Below are 18,672 nucleotides of genomic sequence, written 5' to 3' on the forward strand. Positions count from 1 at the left end.
TAAACATAGTAAAGCACTTTACATGATGTTAGATTTCGTCCTCATACACAGTTGACTCATCCTGTGATACTTTCGTAAGTACACCTGCCGCTACTTCTTCAAGTGCTTTCCCTACATATTTATGGGAAACATACTTGTGTAAGCGTTCTGTGTCTTGCTCTTCTTGCATTTGGCGAGCACGTTTAGAAGCAAGGCTCACTAATGAATATTTTGAATCGATTTCTTTTTTTAAAGCGTCTACTGATGGGTATAGCATTGTTTTATTCTCCTCTCAACATTGACAAATATCTTTTTTCAACACGTTCTCTACGACAATGCTCGGCTTTAATAATCGCATTTATACGATCACAGGCATTCGTCACTTCATCATTTTCCACAACATAATCATACAAGCTCATCATTTCAAGCTCTTCACTTGCAGTAGCGATTCGTTTGGCAATGATATCCTCTGTTTCTGTCCCACGTCCAACTAAACGATCTTTTAATTCCGTTAAACTTGGAGGGGCTAAGAAAATAAATAAGGCATCTGGTGCTTTTTTACGGATTTGTGCTGCACCCTGCACTTCGATTTCTAAAAATACATCACGACCTGCATCAAGTGTTTCATTTACATAAGCTAATGGTGTTCCATAATAGTTACCGACAAATTCAGCGTGCTCTAATAAGCCACCTTGTTCAATTAACACTTCAAATTCATGACGTGTCTTGAAAAAATAGTCTACACCATCTACTTCACCTTCGCGAGGATTTCGTGTTGTCATCGAGATGGAATACTCATAATTCGTATTCGGCTGAGAAAATAATTCTTTTCGCACTGTCCCTTTACCTACACCAGAGGGGCCAGACAGAACAATTAATAATCCACGTTCTTTTATCATTTATTCTCTATATCTCCCTTAATTTATAACAGATACGTGCAAGTTATTCGATGTTTTGCACTTGCTCACGCATCTTTTCTAAAATTGTTTTTGCCTGAACAACAGCAACCGCTGCTTCTGTAGATTGATTTTTTGAACCAATCGTATTAATCTCGCGATGTATTTCCTGCATTAAAAAGTCCAATTTACGCCCAACCGAAACCTTTTCAAGTAATGTTTCCTTCAGTTGATTGAAGTGACTATCTAATCTGTCTAACTCTTCGGAGATGTCTACTCGTTCTGCAAAAATTGCTACTTCCGCCAGTAAACGATCTTCTAGCAATGTGCCATTTGCAACTTCATTAATTCGCTCTATTAATCGTGTACGATATTTTTCAACAGCAAGTGAAGAACACAAACGAATCTGATTGACCTGCTCCATTAACTGTTCCTTATATTGTACAACAACCTCTTGTAATTCTTGCCCTTCACGCTCACGCATTTGAACGAGCTGTTCAATTGCTTGTGAAATCGCTTGTTCAACAGCACTGAGCAAATCCTCTGGTGTAAGCTGGGGTTTTTGCTGTACAAGTGCCTGCTCTAACGATAAAAGCTCTTGCATCGTCCATTTTTCTTCAAGTGGTACTTTACTTGCTAATTGCTCTTTTGCCTTACGATACGCTTCAATTAATGACCAATTAATCTCAATAGATTGCTCTACGTTCTCTAAGTCCTTCACATATACCATCACATCAATTTTGCCGCGTGACAAAGCTTGAGTAATTAGTTTCTTTGCAAAAATTTCAGCTTCAAGCCATTCTTTCGGAAATTTTGCATTAATTTCTAAAAAACGATGGTTGACCGAGCGCATTTCCACGGTTAATTGAAAGTCTCTAGTTGTTGTGACACCTCTGCCAAAACCAGTCATACTACGCACCAAGGTTCGTCACACCTTTCTTTGCATACTGGGATTATTATAACATAAGCTTTGTCGATTATGACGACTCTCCAAAAAAATTTGGATAAAGTAAAAGCTAATTCTACCACAATTGAAGCTATATTTTAATATTCACCTAAAAAATGCTATGATAAACATACCAAAAGAGTATTTGCGGAAGCTTAAAAATAGTAAATGCAGATACATTAAGAAAAAAAATACGAAAGTACCAAGATGCTTGATATCGTTGGAAAGAGGAATTCATATGGCATTTGATGGCTTATTTACTTATTCAATAACTGCCGACCTACAACAGCTAGTCACTGGTCGGATTACCAAAATACATCAACCTAATGCACAAGAAGTTATTTTACATGTGCGAGCGAACGGAAAGAATCATAAATTACTGTTTTCCATCCACTCTTCTTATGCACGTGTACACCTTACTGAACAGGTGATTGAAAATCCAGCAGAGCCGCCAATGTTTTGTATGCTTTTGCGTAAGCATATAGAGGGTGGTTTTATTGCTTCTATAAAACAGCGTGATTTTGATCGCATTATAATAGTAGAAATTGAAAGTAAAAATGAAATTGGAGATCCAATTGTAAGAGAAATACATGCTGAAATTATGGGTAGACATAGTAATCTACTGTTGATTGATCAAGAGCAGGGAAAAATTATTGACAGCCTAAAACATCTACCGCCTTCAGTCAATAGCTTCCGTACTGTACTACCAGGGCAACCGTATATTGCGCCACCCCCACAAAACAAATGGAATCCTTTAACAGTGACAGATGAAGAACTAACAGCATTTTTTGCTGAAGGAAAAACCTCTAAAGAGCTAGTGCAACAATTAGCTGGCTTTTCACCTCTTCACGCGGAAGAATTATTGTATCGAATGAAGACGACTTCAAATATGCTAGCATGTTTCAAGGATTTTATGACCGCCTTTGCGAACGGTGGAATAAAGCCTATGTACGTACTCTTTAATCAGAAAGTATACTTTTCCCCTATCGAATTAACGCACTTGCATGATGGGGATATAACAATCTATCCTAATGTCCATGCGCTTCTTGATCGTGTATTCTTTGCACGTGCAGAGCGAGATCGTGTAAAACAACAAGCAGGCGATTTAGAGCGCTGGCTACAAAATGAGATTGATAAACTAGCTTTAAAAACAAAAAAATTAACAAAGGATTATGAACGTGCCTCCAAGCTCGATCAATTCCAACTATATGGTGAGCTATTAATGGCTAACATCTATGCCTTTGAAAAAGGAGTTAAGGAAGTTACTGTTACAAATTACTATAGTGAAACTGGCGAAGAAATAACGATTCCAGTAAGCGAACGTAAAACACCGATTGAAAATGCCCAAAGCTATTATACAAAATATACAAAGGCAAAAAATGCTTTAGTCATGGTTCAAGAGCAGCTAGAAAAAACAACTGATGAAATTTCTTACTTCGAAATGCTAGCTCAGCAAGTTCAGCAGGCTTCCCCTGGAGATATTGAGGAAATTCGTGAAGAGCTAGCAGAGCAAGGTTACTTAAAACTACGTCATGCGAAGAAAAAGAAAAAACAAGCAAAACCTGAACCAGAACGCTATGTTTCTTCTACAGGTGTAACAATCTCTGTTGGGAAAAACAATAAACAAAATGACATGTTGACATTTAAACTAGCAAAACGAACTGATATTTGGTTACACACAAAAGATATTCCTGGATCTCATGTTGTCATTCATTCAAGTGAACCAGATGAAACGACATTGCGAGAAGCTGCCACATTAGCCGCCTATTTTTCTAAGGCCAGAGAATCCTCTTCTGTCCCTGTAGACTATACCGAAATACGACAGGTCAAAAAACCAAATGGTGCTAAACCTGGTTTCGTCATCTATTTTGAACAAAAGACACTGTATATTGACCCTGATGAGGCAGTCATTTTACAGTTAAAGAAACAGTCATAAAGGAAGAAACCGATACAAATTGTATCGGTTTCTTCTTTTTTATAACGCGTACACGTAATCAGTACTATAAAACGATGAAAACAACCTTCTTTTGATTGATTTTTACAGACAATCTTCCTTATTATAATAACAATATAAAAGCACATGAATAATCTGCACTGTTTCCTTCAACGAATATTGACTTCTACTACTGAGAAACGCTAAATTAAAGTATAAAAAATTTTATAGAGCATTTAAGGAAAGGGCGTATCTATATGTCTGTAGGTAAAAAATTAAGCTTTGGTTTCTTTGCAATTATTCTCACATTAATCATTTCTTTGTTCATTATGTTCCTGTTATTTTCAAACATTGAAAAAAAGATTGAAAATGCATTAGAAGGACATGTTGCCCTTGTAGAATTAGCAGATGATATTCAATACGAAATGGCTATGCAAGGTCTTTTCATTCGTGCCATCATCATCGAAGACAAACCTGCTAACAAAGAGAGTTTCTCAAAATATGCAAGTATGCTCGACACACATGTAGAAGAAATCATTGAAAAATCGAATTCAGCCGAAATGGAAACATATGCACAGGAATTAAAAGTTTATAATGATACTTTTAACAAGGCAGCAACCGAAGCAATAGCTCTATTTGAAGCTGGTAATCTAGAAGGTGCTTTGCAGAAGGTAAATGGTGAAGTACAACAAGCTAATAAAGGTATACAAGATGTATCCGATAAAATTGGAACCTATCAAAAGGAACAACTAGATATTGTGACAAAAGAATCTAAACAGGCTGTGTTTAATTCCCAACTTATTTCCATTATCGCAATCATTATTGGTATCGCTCTAGGTATTTTCCTTATTTTCTATATACAACGAACAATCTCACGCCCTTTAAAATCTGTCGTTCTGGCAGCAAACCATGTAGCTAATGGTGAATTAATTCATCCAGATATTACCCATCAATCAAAAGATGAAATTGGTCAGCTTTCAGCATCTTTTAATGCCATGAAGGGTAATCTGAAAAATTTATTAACGCATATACAGGACAATGCGGAGCATTTAACAGCTTCAGTAGAGGAACTTTCTGCCTCAACTGAAGAAATTACTGCCACTGCTGATGAAATTACAATACGGATTAATGATACAGCTGATGCTGCAGTGACAGCTACAGTTGCAGCTAACGAAAGCGCACACGCAATGGATGAAACGGCTGTAGGTGTTCAACGAATAGCTGAGGCAACTCAACAACTACATCAAAACGCTATAACAACTTCTGAATTAGCAACAAATGGAAACGAGACGGTAGAAGAAGCTCAGCAACAAATGAACGTCATCCATGAATCAACACAAACGATTAATAATCTTGTTCAAAAATTGAGTAAGCAGTCAGATGAAATTAGTCAGATCACAGCAGTTATTACAGCCATTACCGATCAAACAAATTTATTGGCACTCAATGCAGCCATTGAAGCGGCTAGAGCTGGAGAGCATGGCAAAGGATTTGCGGTAGTAGCAGATGAGGTTCGTAAGTTAGCTGAGGAATCAAAACAATCCGCCAACCAAATCGTTGCCTTAACCCTAGATATTCAACAGGATACACATAATGTAGAAAAAGCTGTCTTTGATGGACTTCATTCTGTCACAGAGGGCGTTAAAATCATTGGACATGCAGGACAAGCCTTTGAAGGAATTGTGAAAGCAATTAATACGATGACAGATCAGATAGAAGATATATCAGCTACCTCTGAAGAAATTTCAGCTAGCGCTGAACAGGTTGCAGCATCCGTTGCAGAAATCGCCCATGGTGCTTCAACGAGCGCGGATAATACAAAAATTGTAGCTTCAGCAACAAGAGAACAATCTATAACAGTACAACAAGTAAACCAAGTTGCCGCAGATCTAAGTGAAAAGTCCTTAGATTTACAGAATCAAATCAATCAATTTAAACTTTAAATAGAAAACAGTGCATTTTATAGTTGGGATGCACTGTTTTTTTATATTTTTTTCATAGTACACCACTTAAAATGCGGAAGAATATCCTTTTGAATAGCTATTGTTAACGTTTTCATTCGATGAATAAACTGATTTTTAGTAATTATTTGCATTATCAATCCTCTTCAGTAAGACAAATGACATCCTCAAAAAAACAATACGATTTAAACGGTTCTCTGAGAAAGAATATAAGGCTAAATGAAGCATTTCTTTTCTTTTTTGACTGATGAATAAAACAGTAACCAACTGCATATATGCATGTATATACAACTAGCTCTAAAATTATTTCAAAAAAACTTAATCTCGTAAACTAGCTTGTCACTAAATCCAATTTTTTCTTAGTATGGGTACCTTTTTTCATACAAATGCTCATTTTTTTCTTTTCCTTCCCCACAAATGGATAATCCTAGAAAAATACAAAACAAGTTTCTTATATATCATTAATAGATAAAAATATTCATGTTTTGCGATAATAAATTACAAGAAATTGCCTGTAAAAGAATCTAATTCACTGAGTTTTACATAGATTTTCTACAAATCTATACAAATCCCTCAAGGTATTACATCCATGACTTTTGATTCATTTTTCAAATATCGATAATATTATCAAAAAAATAGGAATTTTCCGTATAGTAAATCATTTTTTTATTTTTACTTTATTTTTGATATTCAGAATAAGTAAATATCAAATTTTTAATATATATACACTTCGCCTCTTTAGCGTGATAAATCGGAAAAATTTATTATTCTCCTAAATGTCAGATAATACTATATAAATTCGAATCTTTTTTATTTTGTACACAATGATTTTTTTGGTATATTAAATAGGAGCTTCACAAAAGGCTTAAAAATTGTATAAGGGGGATTCACATGAATAAAAACAAAAAGTTTTTATTACTAACAGTCCTTGCAGTATTTTCTTTAGTACTTGCTGCATGTGGCTTCGGTGGAGATTCGTCTGACAAATCAAAAGACGATGAAAAAGATTCAGGTTCTTCTGAAACAACTTCAGGCGGCGAATTAAATGTAGCTGTAGCTTCTGAGCCACCATCACTTCATCCTGCATTAGCAACAGATACAACTTCTGGTGTTATTCTTACAAATACTTTTGAAGGATTAACAACACTTGATGCAGACGCTCGTCCAGTTGCTGCTGCTGCTGAAAGCTGGGAAGTTAGTGAAGATTTAAAAACATACACGTTCAAATTACGTGATGCTAAATGGTCAAACGGAGATCCAGTATTAGCTGGTGACTTCGAATACGCTTGGAAATGGGCATTAAACCCAGACAATCTTTCTGAATATGCTTCAATCCTTTACCCAATTAAAGGTGCTACAGCATATAACAACGGTGAAGGTTCTGCTGATGATGTAGGCGTTAAAGCTCAAGATGAAAAAACATTAGTAGTAACTTTAGAAAATCCAACACCTTACTTCTTAGAATTAACAGCATTCAAAACATATGCACCATTAAACCAAAAAGTAGTTGAAGGTAATGATGAGTGGTACACAGATGCTGGTGAAAACTTTGTTACAAACGGTCCTTTCACATTAGCTGAATGGAGACACAATGATACAATCGTATTAAAGAAAAACCCAGAATACTGGGATGCTGATAAAGTTTCTTTAGAGACTGTTAATATCGGTATGGTTGAATCTGAAACAACTGTAGCTACAAGCTTCAAAGCTGGAGAACTTGATTATGTAGGGGCACCTTTCCAATCTGTGGCACTTGACTCAATCGATGGATTCAAAGCAGATGGGAAATTACGTATTGAAGACCAAGCTTCTGTTTATTGGTACAAGCTAAATACAAAAGATAAAATCACTGGAAACGCTAACATCCGTAAAGCGTTAGCATTAGCAGTTGACCGTCAAACTTTAATTGATAATGTTACTAAAGGTGAGCAAAAACCTGCATTAGGTATGGTTCCTATCGCAGTTCATGGCTTTGAAGAAGACCGTGGTTACTACAAAGATAATGATATCGAAGGTGCTAAAGCAGCACTTGAAGCTGGTATGAAAGAACTTGGAATTACAAACCCAGCAGATATTAAAATTAACCTTTCTTACAACACAAGTGAAGCACACGCTGCTATCGCACAATTCGTTCAAGAGGGCTGGACTAAAAACCTTGGTATCACTGTAAGTCTTGATAACTCTGAATGGCAAGTATATTTAGAAAAACTTAACCAATTAGATTACCAAGTTGGCCGTATGGGCTGGGTTGGTGACTACAACGATGCTTATACTTTCTTAGAAATGTATGACACTGCTGCAAACGGTAACAATGATACAGGTTGGGAAAATGCAGAATACAAAAAATTATTAGATCAATCTAATACAGAAGCAGATCCAGCCAAGCGTCTTGAGCTTTTAAAACAAGCTGAAGCAATTGCTGTTTCTGAGTTCCCAGTTGTTCCAATTTACTACTACACGAACCTTTCTGTAGTACAAGATTATGTGAAAGATATGAAGGCAGACATCCTTGGTAACATCTCTCTTAAAGAGGTTAAAGTAGAGAAATAATCAACAACCTTTCGCTTATTTAGCTCTACAGCGAAGAGCTGCCTCGTAGCCACTTCGGCACGAGTCAGCTCTTTTTAAAATACGAAGGCATATATTTGTCTGAAAATTGACAAATAGAAGGAGGAGTTTTATGTGATTAAATATATTTTGAAAAGGCTGATGTATATACTTCTCGCGCTTTTCGTCATCGTAACGGTTACGTTTTTCTTAATGCGTCTCGCTCCTGGTAGTCCTTTTGCGAGTGAACGTAATTTCCCACCTCAAATTGAGGAGAAGTTAAACGAAACGTATGGATTAAATAACCCTTGGTATATACAATATAAAGATTATTTAATCGATACGGCCACATTCAATTTCGGTGAGTCAATGAAATATAAAGCGCGTTCTACAAATGATATGATTTCTGAAAGTTTCCCTGTTTCATTAACATTAGGGATTGAAGCTATGCTATTAGCAGTTGGATTCGGTGTATTAATTGGCGTAGTTTCCGCGCTATATCATAATAGGTTCCCGGATTATTTGGCAACGTCCTTTGCGGTGCTCGGTATATCAGTACCTTCATTTATCTTAGCAGGTTTAATGCAGTATTTCCTAGCCTTCAAGCTAGGTTGGTTCCCGATTAGTGGCTGGAAGGGCTTCGTCTATAGTATATTGCCAGCTCTTGCAATCGCTTTCTCTCACATGGGCTTTATTGCAAAATTAACACGTTCTAGTATGCTTGAACAAAACAATAGTGATTATGTAAAAATGGCTCGTGCGAAAGGTATTGGAAAATGGACAATCGTATTCCGTCATACATTACGAAATGCCCTTCTACCAGTCGTAACATACCTTGGTCCATTAACAGCTGGTGTTGTAACAGGTAGTTTCATTGTTGAACAAATCTTCGCTATTCCTGGACTTGGTAAACACTTCGTTCAAAGTATTACAAACCGTGACTATACAGTCATTATGGGTACGACGGTGTTCTATTCCATCATCCTTTTATTTGCGGTATTAATCGTTGATATTCTATATAGCGTGATTGACCCGCGTATTAAACTGAAAGGAGCGAAAAAATAATGACACAGCAACAAATTGAAAAAGATAAATTTAAAATTGTTGGTGGCAATCATGAAGCAACGGATAAGTTAGCTGACAAATCAGTCTCCTTTTGGAAAGAAGTATTTCTCCGTTTCTCTCATAATAAATTAGCCATCATTGGGGTAATCATTTTAATCATTGTTATTTTAATGGCTACATTCGTACCAATGTTTTCTCAGTATAAATCAAGTGATCAACTGGGTGTTTTCAATGCACCACCATCTGCACAATTTTGGTTCGGGACGGATGACCTTGGTCGTGATATTTTCGTTCGTATTTGGGAAGGTGCTCGTATTTCCCTATTTATCGGAATTGCTGCAGCGATTATTGACTTAATTATCGGTGTTATTTGGGGAAGTATTTCAGGCTTAGCAGGTGGTCGCGTTGATAACATCATGATGCGTATTGCTGACGTTTTAACAGCAGTACCTTACCTTTTAGTAGTAATCGTACTTTTAGTTGTTATGCAACCTGGTTTAATTCCTATGATTATTGCCCTGTCCATCACTGGATGGATTAACATGGCTCGTATCGTTCGTGGTGAAGTATTATCTATTAAAAATCAAGAGTATGTTCTTGCTGCTCGTACATTAGGTGCTAGTACAGGCCATTTAATTATCAAACACTTGGTACCGAATGCCCTTGGTGCAATCTTAGTAACGATGACGTTAACAATTCCATCTGCTATTTTCACCGAATCATTCCTAAGCTACCTTGGTCTTGGGGTGCCTGCTCCAACAGCTTCTTGGGGGACAATGGCCTCTGATGGTAATAAAGCCATTGCGAATGCCCCATGGCGCTTGATTTTCCCTGCGGTATTTATTTCACTAACAATCTTTGCGTTTAACGCAGTTGGTGACGGCTTACGTGACGCTCTAGATCCAAAACTACGTAAATAAGGAGGTGGCCAAAATGAGTAAAACAGTTCTAGAAGTAAAAGATTTAAGAATTAACTTTAAAACTTATGCAGGACTTGTCCATGCTGTGCGTGGTGTTAACTTTGATTTAAAGGAGGGTGAAACACTCGCTATAGTAGGTGAATCAGGCTCTGGTAAAAGTGTTACGAGTAATGCATTAATGAAACTAATTCCACAGCCACCTGGTATTTATGAGTCAGGACAAATTTTATTTAATGGTCGTGATTTAGTTCCATTAACTGATAAAGAAATGTCTAAAGTACGCGGAAATGAAATTGCAATGATTTTCCAAGATCCTATGACAAGTTTGAACCCAACAATGAAGGTCGGACGTCAAATAACTGAAGTAATTTTGCAACACAAAAAAGTTTCTAAAAATGAAGCGAAAAAACGTGCGATTGAGCTTTTAACACAGGTAGGTATCCCCTTCCCTGAAAAACGCTATAACCAATACCCACATGAATTTTCAGGTGGTATGCGTCAACGTGTTGTTATTGCCATTGCCCTTGCAGCTGATCCTAAGCTATTAATTGCAGATGAGCCAACAACAGCTCTAGACGTAACCATTCAAGCGCAAATTTTAGAATTAATGAAAGAAATTCAGAAAAACTCGAAAACATCTATCATTTTCATTACACACGATTTAGGTGTAGTGGCGAATATCGCTGACCGTGTAGCAGTAATGTACGCTGGACAAATCGTTGAATATGGTACTGTAAATGATATTTTCTATAATCCAAAGCATCCTTACACATGGGGTCTACTTGGTTCAATGCCAGATTTAGATAATGATACTGATGAGCTATTACGTACCATTCCAGGCTCACCACCAGATCTTACAAATCCACCTAAGGGTGATGCATTTGCAGCTCGTAACGAGTATGCTATGGCGATTGATTATGAACAAGAGCCACCAATGTTCCAAGTAAGCGAAACACATTTTGCAAAGACTTGGTTGTTGCATCCTGATGCACCAAAGATTCCTCTTCCAGATGCGGTTGCTAAACGTATTGAAGGGTATTTAGCAAAGGAGGCACAAGAAAATGACTAAAACTGGTGCGAAAAAAATTCTTGAAATCAAAAATTTACAGCAGCATTTTGGTTCGCCAAGTAATCCTATTAAAGCTGTAGATGGTATCAGCTTTGATGTTTACGAAGGTGAAACACTTGGTCTTGTGGGTGAATCAGGTTGTGGTAAGTCAACAACTGGTCGTTCAATTATTCGTTTATATGATATTACAGGTGGCGAGATTGTTTTCGATGGTGAAAATGTCCATGGAAAAAAATCTAAAAATGAGTTAAAGAAATTTAACCGTCAAATGCAAATGATTTTCCAAGATCCTTATGCTTCTTTAAACCCTCGTATGACAGCTGGTGAGATCATTGGAGAAGCCTTTGATATTCATGGCCTTTACAAGGATAAAAAAGAACGTCGTGCAAAAATCCAAGAGTTACTTGAAGCTGTTGGTTTAAACAAAGAGCACGCGAATCGTTACGCGCACGAATTCTCTGGTGGTCAACGTCAACGTATAGGAATTGCACGTGCATTAAGCCTAGACCCGAAATTCATCATTGCCGATGAGCCAATTTCTGCTCTGGACGTATCGATTCAAGCACAAGTTGTAAACTTACTAAAAGAATTACAAAAAGAACGTGGCTTAACATATCTTTTCATTGCCCATGACTTATCTATGGTAAAATACATCAGTGACCGTATTGCTGTAATGTACCGTGGTAAAATCATGGAAATCGGTAAAGCAGATGATATTTACAATCACCCTGTTCATCCGTATACAAAATCTTTATTATCAGCTATCCCACTTCCTGATCCAATGTCAGAGAAGCGCCGTCAACGTATTCAGTACAAGCATACAGAGGTTGACGAAAGTGCAACCTACCATGAAGTAGGTGACCAGCATTATGTTTATGGTACTGCTGATCTAGTAAAAACTTGGGTTGGTAATCGCTAAAAGCTATAACTCCTATCGACAGTACAAAAACTGTGATGGGAGTTTTTTTATTTACTTCTTTGTTACCCAATATCCCCGTCAATGAAACCTAAATAAACTTACAACCTTTTAGTAGACTCTAATTCCCTTCACTCTTTTATTTTACACAAAATAAATAGTTAATAAATACCATTTTTGTAAAATTAGTTTAAATAATTTCCCGAATATATTATGATAGAGTTAACACGAATAAAGGGGTGTAGTCCAATGAAAAAAAGTATGAAACTTCTTCTTGCTACATGTTGTTTTACAATCGTATTAATTAGTGTTGGTTCTACCACAGCATCTGCCTATCCTGGTCCATGCCACAGTCCAAAGCCTTGTGTGATTAGACCATAATAGTTGCTCTCAAAACATTATTTCCAGGTCTCTATGGTCTCTGTAAGGACAATCAATATTACTATGTATTAAACTATTATCCTTTATAAAATTCGGCACCTTTAAATGTGATTACTTTTACATTTAAAGGTGCCCTATTTTCTTGTCACTTATTTAATATCCATTTTTTGATTACCTTCTGGATTTTGGATTTAATGCATCCTTTAAGCCTTCCCCGATAAAATTAATGGACAAAATTACTAGCGTAATAGCTGTTGCAGGAGGCACCCACATCCAAAGCTTCTCCTTTAATACCTCTGAGTTTCTAGCTTCGGACAGCATATTCCCCCAACTTGGCGTATCTGCTGGTACGCCTAACCCTAAAAAGCTTAAACCAGATTCAGCGACGATTGTTACAGCCATCAGCAATGTTGCTTGTACAATAATCGTCGAAGCAACATTAGGTAGTAAATGCTTCATAATAATCTTTGATGATTTACATCCTATTGATTGAGCTGCTAATATATACTCATTTTCCTTTTCAGCAAGCACCCTACTTCGTACAATCCTTGCAACTGATCCCCACATTAATAGTGAGATAACAAAAATCAAAGTCCATAGACCAGATACTTTTCCAATTAGAATTTGATTTAAAACAATTACAAAAATCATAAATGGAAACATTAAGATAAAATCTGTAAATCTCATGAGTATTTGATCTATTTTTCCACCAAAGTACCCTGAAATAGCGCCGACTGTAGTTCCAATTAAAACAATAAAGAACATACAGCTTAATCCTACTGTTAAGGAGGATCGACCAGCATAGAGCATTCTTGTAAACACATCTCGTCCATTTGTATCTGTTCCTAACCAATTTTCACTAGATGGTGGTTTACTTATTTGGGTAAAATCAACCCGGACAATATCTTTAGTTGTAATATATGGTGCTAGAAACGATAAGATAATAACGATCAGTAGAAATATAAGGCTAATCAAGGCTAGTTTATTTTTAAAGAACTTTCGTCTCGCAATTACCCATGGCGAGGGGCTTTTCTTTGGCGATTTTGGCGTTAAAACTTCTTGATCCGTTACCAATGTCATATTTCCCCCTCCTTAATCCAATCTAATACGTGGATCTACTACACCATATAATAAATCCGCTATTAAATTTCCAAAAAGTGTTAAAAACGAAAGTAACATTGTGATCGACATCATGACTGCATAATCCCTTCTTCCAACTGATTCAAGGAAGAGAGCACCTATTCCAGGATACGTAAAGATCGTTTCTGTTATTACTGCACCGCTAATTAATGTTGCGATATCAAACCCAAGGAACGTAATAAGAGGAATAATAGAATTTCGTAAAATATGTTTGTTATAAATTTTCGATTCTTTTGTTCCCTTTGCTCTCGCAGTTCTTACAAAATCTTTTCTACTATTTTCAATAATGTCATTCCGCAAAAATTGTGTATAGGATGCTGTTCCCATCAATCCTAATATAAGCGCAGGTAGTAAAACATGGTGGAATCTACTTATATAGTAGTCCAAATTTCCAGGCTCTAGCCCTACACCAACAGATCCGTTAAATGGGAACCAACCTAACTTGAACGAGAAAAAGTAAATGGCTACAATTCCCGCAACAAATGACGGAATGGCTAAAGCTAGATAATTATACGTTGCAATCAAATTATCCCCAAGTGTATAGGGCTTTCTACCAGCATACATGCCCATGATAAATGCAAATATGTAGGTAAAAATTAACGATGTTAAAGCTAAAAATATGGTATTAGGTATACGCTGCGCAATAATTTCTACCGCTGGTTTCTTATAAACAGTTGATTTACCAAAATCCCCTTGCATAAAATTAACAATCCATCTACCGTATTGCTGGATAATAGGATCGTTATAGCCTAATTTTTCTCTCATTTCCTCGATATATTGTGGATTCGTATTAGAAGGATCAATTTCACCAGCAAATGCATCTCCTGGCATCATTTTCGCTAAAAAGAATACCACCAACGAAATAAGGAGTAACAATGGGATCATGCCAAGTAGTCGTCGAAGTGTATATTGAAGCATGTAACGTCTCCTTATCTATAAATTTACTAACTAAGTCCTCTTTTCAAGGACTTAGTTAGCAAGAATTAAAGTACAAATTAGCTTATTCTTTAATATGCCATTTATAAACATCCGTTTGGAAGCCAACAGCGTTGACATGAACACCTTGTAAACGGTTATTAATACCATATAAATCTAAGTTTTCCCATAAAGGAAGTGCAGGTAATTCTTCGTTGAAGTATTTTTGCCATTCAACATATGTTGCCATACGTTTGTCTTTGTCAAATGCTTCTTCACTTAAGCCTTTATCCAATAATTCTTGGTTTTTAGGATCTACCCAACGACCATAGTTCCACTCAGCGTCATTACCCCATAATCCTGATGGATCTGGATCAGCACCTGTACTCCACGCACCGAAGAATGCCTCTAAAGTTGCATCATCATTATCTTTCATATCATTATATAAGTTAAACTCAATTAAACTACCTGTCGCTAATTCTGTTTTCACACCAATATCATTCCAAGATTGAACAATTGCTTGTGCACGTCCTTCAAATGCTGCTGAACCTGCATAGTGACCAAATGAAATTTTAAATGGTTGTCCCTTTGGATCTTCTACGAAACCATCACCATCTTTATCTACATAACCTGCAGATGCTAATAGCTCTTTTGCTTTTTCTGGGTTGAATTCATATTGGTTTAGTTCTGACTCTGGTGCAGCAGTCCAGAAAGTAGTTGGAATCACAGTGTTGGCAACTGTTGCTTTTCCTTCTAAGAAAGCATCGATCATTGCTGGACGGTTAATTGCATATAATAATGCTTGACGTAATTCTTTTGCATTAAATTTATCAAAATCTGCCACATTTTTTAATGTAGCTTTATCACGATGACCAAAACGAAGTCCGATGTATGAATAGCCCACACCATTAGTTTCTTCAATACGTACATTGCCTAATGCTTCTAATTCTTTTACGGATTGTGGTCTAATATCCATAATGTCAATTTCTCCATTTTGGAATGCACCAGTTGCTAATGATGGGTCAATTACTTTTACAATAACACCATCAAGCTGTGGTTTGCCCTTCCAGTAATCATCAAAACGCTCTAATTCAGAATATTCTCCATCTACAACTTTTTTCACCTTAAATGGCCCTAAGCCAACAGGATTTTCACGAACTTGCTTTGACTCCTCTAAATCCTTAACAGCAATACCTTCATAATGTTTCTTCGGCATTGGATTTGACCATAGATTTTCTAAATTATTAATTTTCACTTGTTCAAAAGTGATTTTTACAGTGTATGGATCTACTACTTCAATACCTTCGATTTTGTCAGCCTTACCTTCTTTTTTAGCTTTGGCACCTTTAATTCCCTCAACATAATTGTAGCGAGGTCCAGCATAATCAGGATGCGCAAGAGTTTCTAAAGCAAAAACCCAGTCATCAGCTGTTAATTCCTCACCATTATGCCATTTTACACCCTTCTGGAATGTAAACGTATACGTTAATTTATCCTCACTAATTTCCCATGAAGCTAAGTTTGGAACATATTCTAAGTCATCATTTACATCATAAATACCTTCCATTGTGAAATTTTGAATATAGCTGTCTACAATACTACCTGAATAAGCAGGATCATATACGCCTTCAGGTGCAACATCTGTACCATATGTTACGATGCCACCCTCTGTAGAAGGTTCATCTGTTGTTGTCGTTGTATCCCCGCTTGTATCCTTTTCATTTTCCTTCTCTGTTTTTGATGAGTCATTATTACATGCAGCTAAAAATAATGCCATAACTAGCAATAGCATAAATGACCATAATGCTGATTTTTTCATTTTTTTCCCCCCGTAATTTTATTTTTGTCAATAACTATTTTCCGTTTTTAGTTTTTAATATAAATGACAAGCAACACTATGCCCCGACTTCACCTCCTTTAAAGCTGGCTTAGATAATGAACATTCTGCCATTGCCTTTGGACATCTTGGATGGAATGGACAGCCTGACGGTGGATTAGCAGGACTCGGTATATCTCCCTCTAAAACAATACGACTATTTTTCTTTCTCGGATCTGGCACAGGTATTGCAGAGATCAATACTTGTGTATAAGGATGTAATGGCTCATCGTAAATATGTTCCTTATCAGCTATTTCTACAATATTTCCTAGATACATCACGCCAATTCGATCGCTCATATGCTTGACCACACTTAAATCATGTGCGATAAACAGGAATGTTAAATCAAACTCATCCTGAAGTTCTTTTAATAGATTAAGAACTTGTGATTGTACTGATACATCTAAGGCTGAAACAGGCTCGTCTGCAATAATAAGCTTTGGTCTAAGTGCAAGTGCCCGAGCAATACCAATACGCTGGCGCTGACCACCTGAGAACTCATGAGCATATTTATAATAGGCATCTTCAGGTAAGCCGACTTTTCTTAATAGCTCCATTACCTCGCCTTTTAATGATTTCAATGATTTGTTACTGAAATTCATAATTGGCTCTGCAACAATGCTTCCTACCATTTGCATAGGATTTAAAGATGCGTATGGATCCTGAAATACCATTTGAATATCTTTTCGTATATCTCTTAAAGATTTCCCTCTCAAGTTTGTAATATCTTTACCATCAAAGATAATTTTTCCATCCGTCGAGTCTAATAATCTTAAAATTGTCCGTCCAGTTGTCGATTTTCCGCAACCCGATTCTCCAACTAACCCTAATGTCTCGCCATTTTTAATAGAAAAAGAAATGTTATCCACTGCTTTTACATGACCAACAGTATGCCTTAAGAAGCCACCTTTGATTGGGTAATATGTTTTCAAATCAATTATTTCTAATAAGTTATCCTTTTTTTGTTTTACGCTTGTTTCATTCATGCTGTCAGCTCACACCCTTTCTAGTATCGCAACTTTCATAAAGTAAACAAGATACCTCATGTCCATCATCTATAAAGGAAAGTTGCGGCGTAACCTTGCTACAATCAGGCATAGCTGAAGGACATCTATCCACAAAACGGCAACCTATTTGGGGCATATTTTTCAATGAAGGTACAATCCCTTGAATGGTCGTTAACTTTTCAACTTCCTCATCGATTCTTGGTATAGAAGCCATTAATAGCTTTGTATAAGGATGCTGCGGATTGTGGAACAAATTATCTACATTTGTTTTTTCTACAATTTTCCCCGCGTACATGATAATTACTTCATCACACATTTCGGCTACGACGCCTAAATCATGTGTAATAAGTACGATGGACATATCATTTTTTGCTTGAATTGTCTTTAATAGCTCTAAGATTTGAGCTTGCACCGTCACATCAAGTGCCGTAGTAGGCTCATCTGCAATTAATAGTTTAGGTTGACATGCAATGGCAATGGCAATCATAACCCTTTGTCTCATTCCACCAGATAATTGGTGAGGATACTCATCTACAATTTGATCCGCTCTGGGTATGCCGACTTGTTTTAATAAGTCTATTGCTTTACTTTTAGCCTCAGCCTTTGAGATTTTAGAGTGATTTAAGATAATCTCTTGTATTTGTGAACCAATTGTAAAAACGGGATTTAATGATGTCATGGGTTCTTGGAAAATCATACTAATATCTTTTCCTCTAATCTTATTCATGTCATCGCTAGAATAATTTTCGATGTTTTTTCCTTCAAACTTAATTTCTCCGCCTGTGATTTTGCCAATCCCTTTTGGAAGAAGCTGCATAACTGAAAGTGACATGACACTTTTTCCACATCCAGATTCTCCAACTACCCCAATAATTTGACCTGATTTGACTGAAAAAGAAACATCATCAACAGCATGATAGATATCCCCATCTATATCGAAACCAGTTTTAAGGTTTTTCACTTCTAACATTAAGCTCATTTAATATCACACCTTTAATTTTTTTACTAAAAATCACTACATCCTTTATGTAAGCAACAGAAACATATGTCTAAAATGTATTCTTTAAGTAAAAGATGTAAATAGAAATTAGCTTTTGGCTTCCCTCATAAGATTCAATAT

15 protein-coding genes are annotated in these 18,672 nt (G+C 36.5%); 7 read left to right on the top strand and 8 right to left on the bottom strand.

Annotated elements, in window-relative coordinates; translation table 11 throughout:
- Window positions 1–28: 28 nt before the first annotated feature.
- Genes rpoZ through EW028_RS16045 form a run of 3 tightly spaced genes read right to left on the bottom strand, consistent with a single transcriptional unit; the run spans window position 29 to window position 1,797 of the window.
- Window positions 29–256, bottom strand: a complete 228-nt coding sequence (rpoZ, locus tag EW028_RS16035) for a DNA-directed RNA polymerase subunit omega (protein ID WP_004227380.1) — start codon at window positions 254–256, stop codon at window positions 29–31.
- Between the two features lie 4 nt (window positions 257–260).
- Window positions 261–878, bottom strand: coding sequence for a guanylate kinase (gene gmk, locus EW028_RS16040; RefSeq protein ID WP_004227379.1), 618 nt, complete (start codon window positions 876–878; stop codon window positions 261–263).
- Between the two features lie 43 nt (window positions 879–921).
- The gene (locus EW028_RS16045) at window positions 922–1,797 is read right to left on the bottom strand and encodes a YicC/YloC family endoribonuclease (RefSeq protein WP_131521599.1); all 876 of its coding nucleotides are present in this window, start codon (window positions 1,795–1,797) and stop codon (window positions 922–924) included.
- A 262-nt stretch (window positions 1,798–2,059) separates the two neighbouring features.
- Between EW028_RS16045 and EW028_RS16050 the strand changes: the two genes are divergently transcribed.
- The 7 genes from EW028_RS16050 to EW028_RS16080 all read left to right on the top strand — a co-directional run bounded on the left by EW028_RS16050 (window position 2,060) and on the right by EW028_RS16080 (window position 12,235).
- Window positions 2,060–3,757, top strand: a complete 1,698-nt coding sequence (locus EW028_RS16050) for an Rqc2 family fibronectin-binding protein (protein ID WP_131521600.1) — start codon at window positions 2,060–2,062, stop codon at window positions 3,755–3,757.
- Window positions 3,758–4,011: 254 nt separating this feature from the next.
- The gene (locus tag EW028_RS16055; RefSeq protein ID WP_131521601.1) at window positions 4,012–5,697 is read left to right on the top strand and encodes a methyl-accepting chemotaxis protein; all 1,686 of its coding nucleotides are present in this window, start codon (window positions 4,012–4,014) and stop codon (window positions 5,695–5,697) included.
- Window positions 5,698–6,606: 909 nt separating this feature from the next.
- On the top strand, window positions 6,607–8,265 hold the full coding sequence (locus tag EW028_RS16060) for a peptide ABC transporter substrate-binding protein (RefSeq protein ID WP_131521602.1): 1,659 nt from the start codon (window positions 6,607–6,609) through the stop codon (window positions 8,263–8,265).
- A 132-nt stretch (window positions 8,266–8,397) separates the two neighbouring features.
- Window positions 8,398–9,327 (top strand): ABC transporter permease, encoded by a 930-nt coding sequence (locus tag EW028_RS16065; RefSeq protein ID WP_131521603.1) that lies wholly within the window; start codon window positions 8,398–8,400, stop codon window positions 9,325–9,327.
- Window positions 9,327–10,247, top strand: coding sequence for an ABC transporter permease (locus EW028_RS16070; protein ID WP_131521604.1), 921 nt, complete (start codon window positions 9,327–9,329; stop codon window positions 10,245–10,247). The genes EW028_RS16065 and EW028_RS16070 overlap by 1 nt, the downstream gene beginning before the upstream one ends.
- A gap of 13 nt (window positions 10,248–10,260) precedes the next feature.
- A complete protein-coding gene (locus tag EW028_RS16075; RefSeq protein ID WP_131521605.1) occupies window positions 10,261–11,316 on the top strand; it encodes an ABC transporter ATP-binding protein in 1,056 nt (351 codons plus the stop codon).
- Window positions 11,309–12,235, top strand: a complete 927-nt coding sequence (locus EW028_RS16080) for an ABC transporter ATP-binding protein (protein ID WP_131521606.1) — start codon at window positions 11,309–11,311, stop codon at window positions 12,233–12,235. The genes EW028_RS16075 and EW028_RS16080 overlap by 8 nt, the downstream gene beginning before the upstream one ends.
- A 549-nt stretch (window positions 12,236–12,784) precedes the next feature.
- On the opposite strand, the gene opp4C is transcribed toward EW028_RS16080, so the two are convergent.
- The 5 genes from opp4C to EW028_RS16105 form a co-directional block, all read right to left on the bottom strand.
- Window positions 12,785–13,693 (bottom strand): oligopeptide ABC transporter permease, encoded by a 909-nt coding sequence (gene opp4C, locus EW028_RS16085; RefSeq protein ID WP_048395389.1) that lies wholly within the window; start codon window positions 13,691–13,693, stop codon window positions 12,785–12,787.
- Between the two features lie 12 nt (window positions 13,694–13,705).
- Window positions 13,706–14,671, bottom strand: a complete 966-nt coding sequence (gene opp4B, locus EW028_RS16090; RefSeq protein ID WP_016994271.1) for an oligopeptide ABC transporter permease — start codon at window positions 14,669–14,671, stop codon at window positions 13,706–13,708.
- 82 nt (window positions 14,672–14,753) lie between these two features.
- Complete coding sequence (gene opp4A / locus EW028_RS16095) at window positions 14,754–16,487, bottom strand: oligopeptide ABC transporter substrate-binding protein (protein ID WP_131521607.1); 1,734 nt, start codon at window positions 16,485–16,487, stop codon at window positions 14,754–14,756.
- Window positions 16,488–16,541: 54 nt separating this feature from the next.
- Window positions 16,542–17,531, bottom strand: a complete 990-nt coding sequence (locus EW028_RS16100; protein WP_131521608.1) for an ABC transporter ATP-binding protein — start codon at window positions 17,529–17,531, stop codon at window positions 16,542–16,544.
- 4 nt (window positions 17,532–17,535) lie between these two features.
- Entirely contained in the window at window positions 17,536–18,531 is a 996-nt protein-coding gene (locus EW028_RS16105; protein WP_048395394.1) for an ABC transporter ATP-binding protein, read from the bottom strand.
- Window positions 18,532–18,672 lie beyond the last annotated feature (141 nt).

Source organism: Lysinibacillus sp. OL1, assembly GCF_004332175.1.
Taxonomy (GTDB): domain Bacteria; phylum Bacillota; class Bacilli; order Bacillales_A; family Planococcaceae; genus Lysinibacillus; species Lysinibacillus capsici.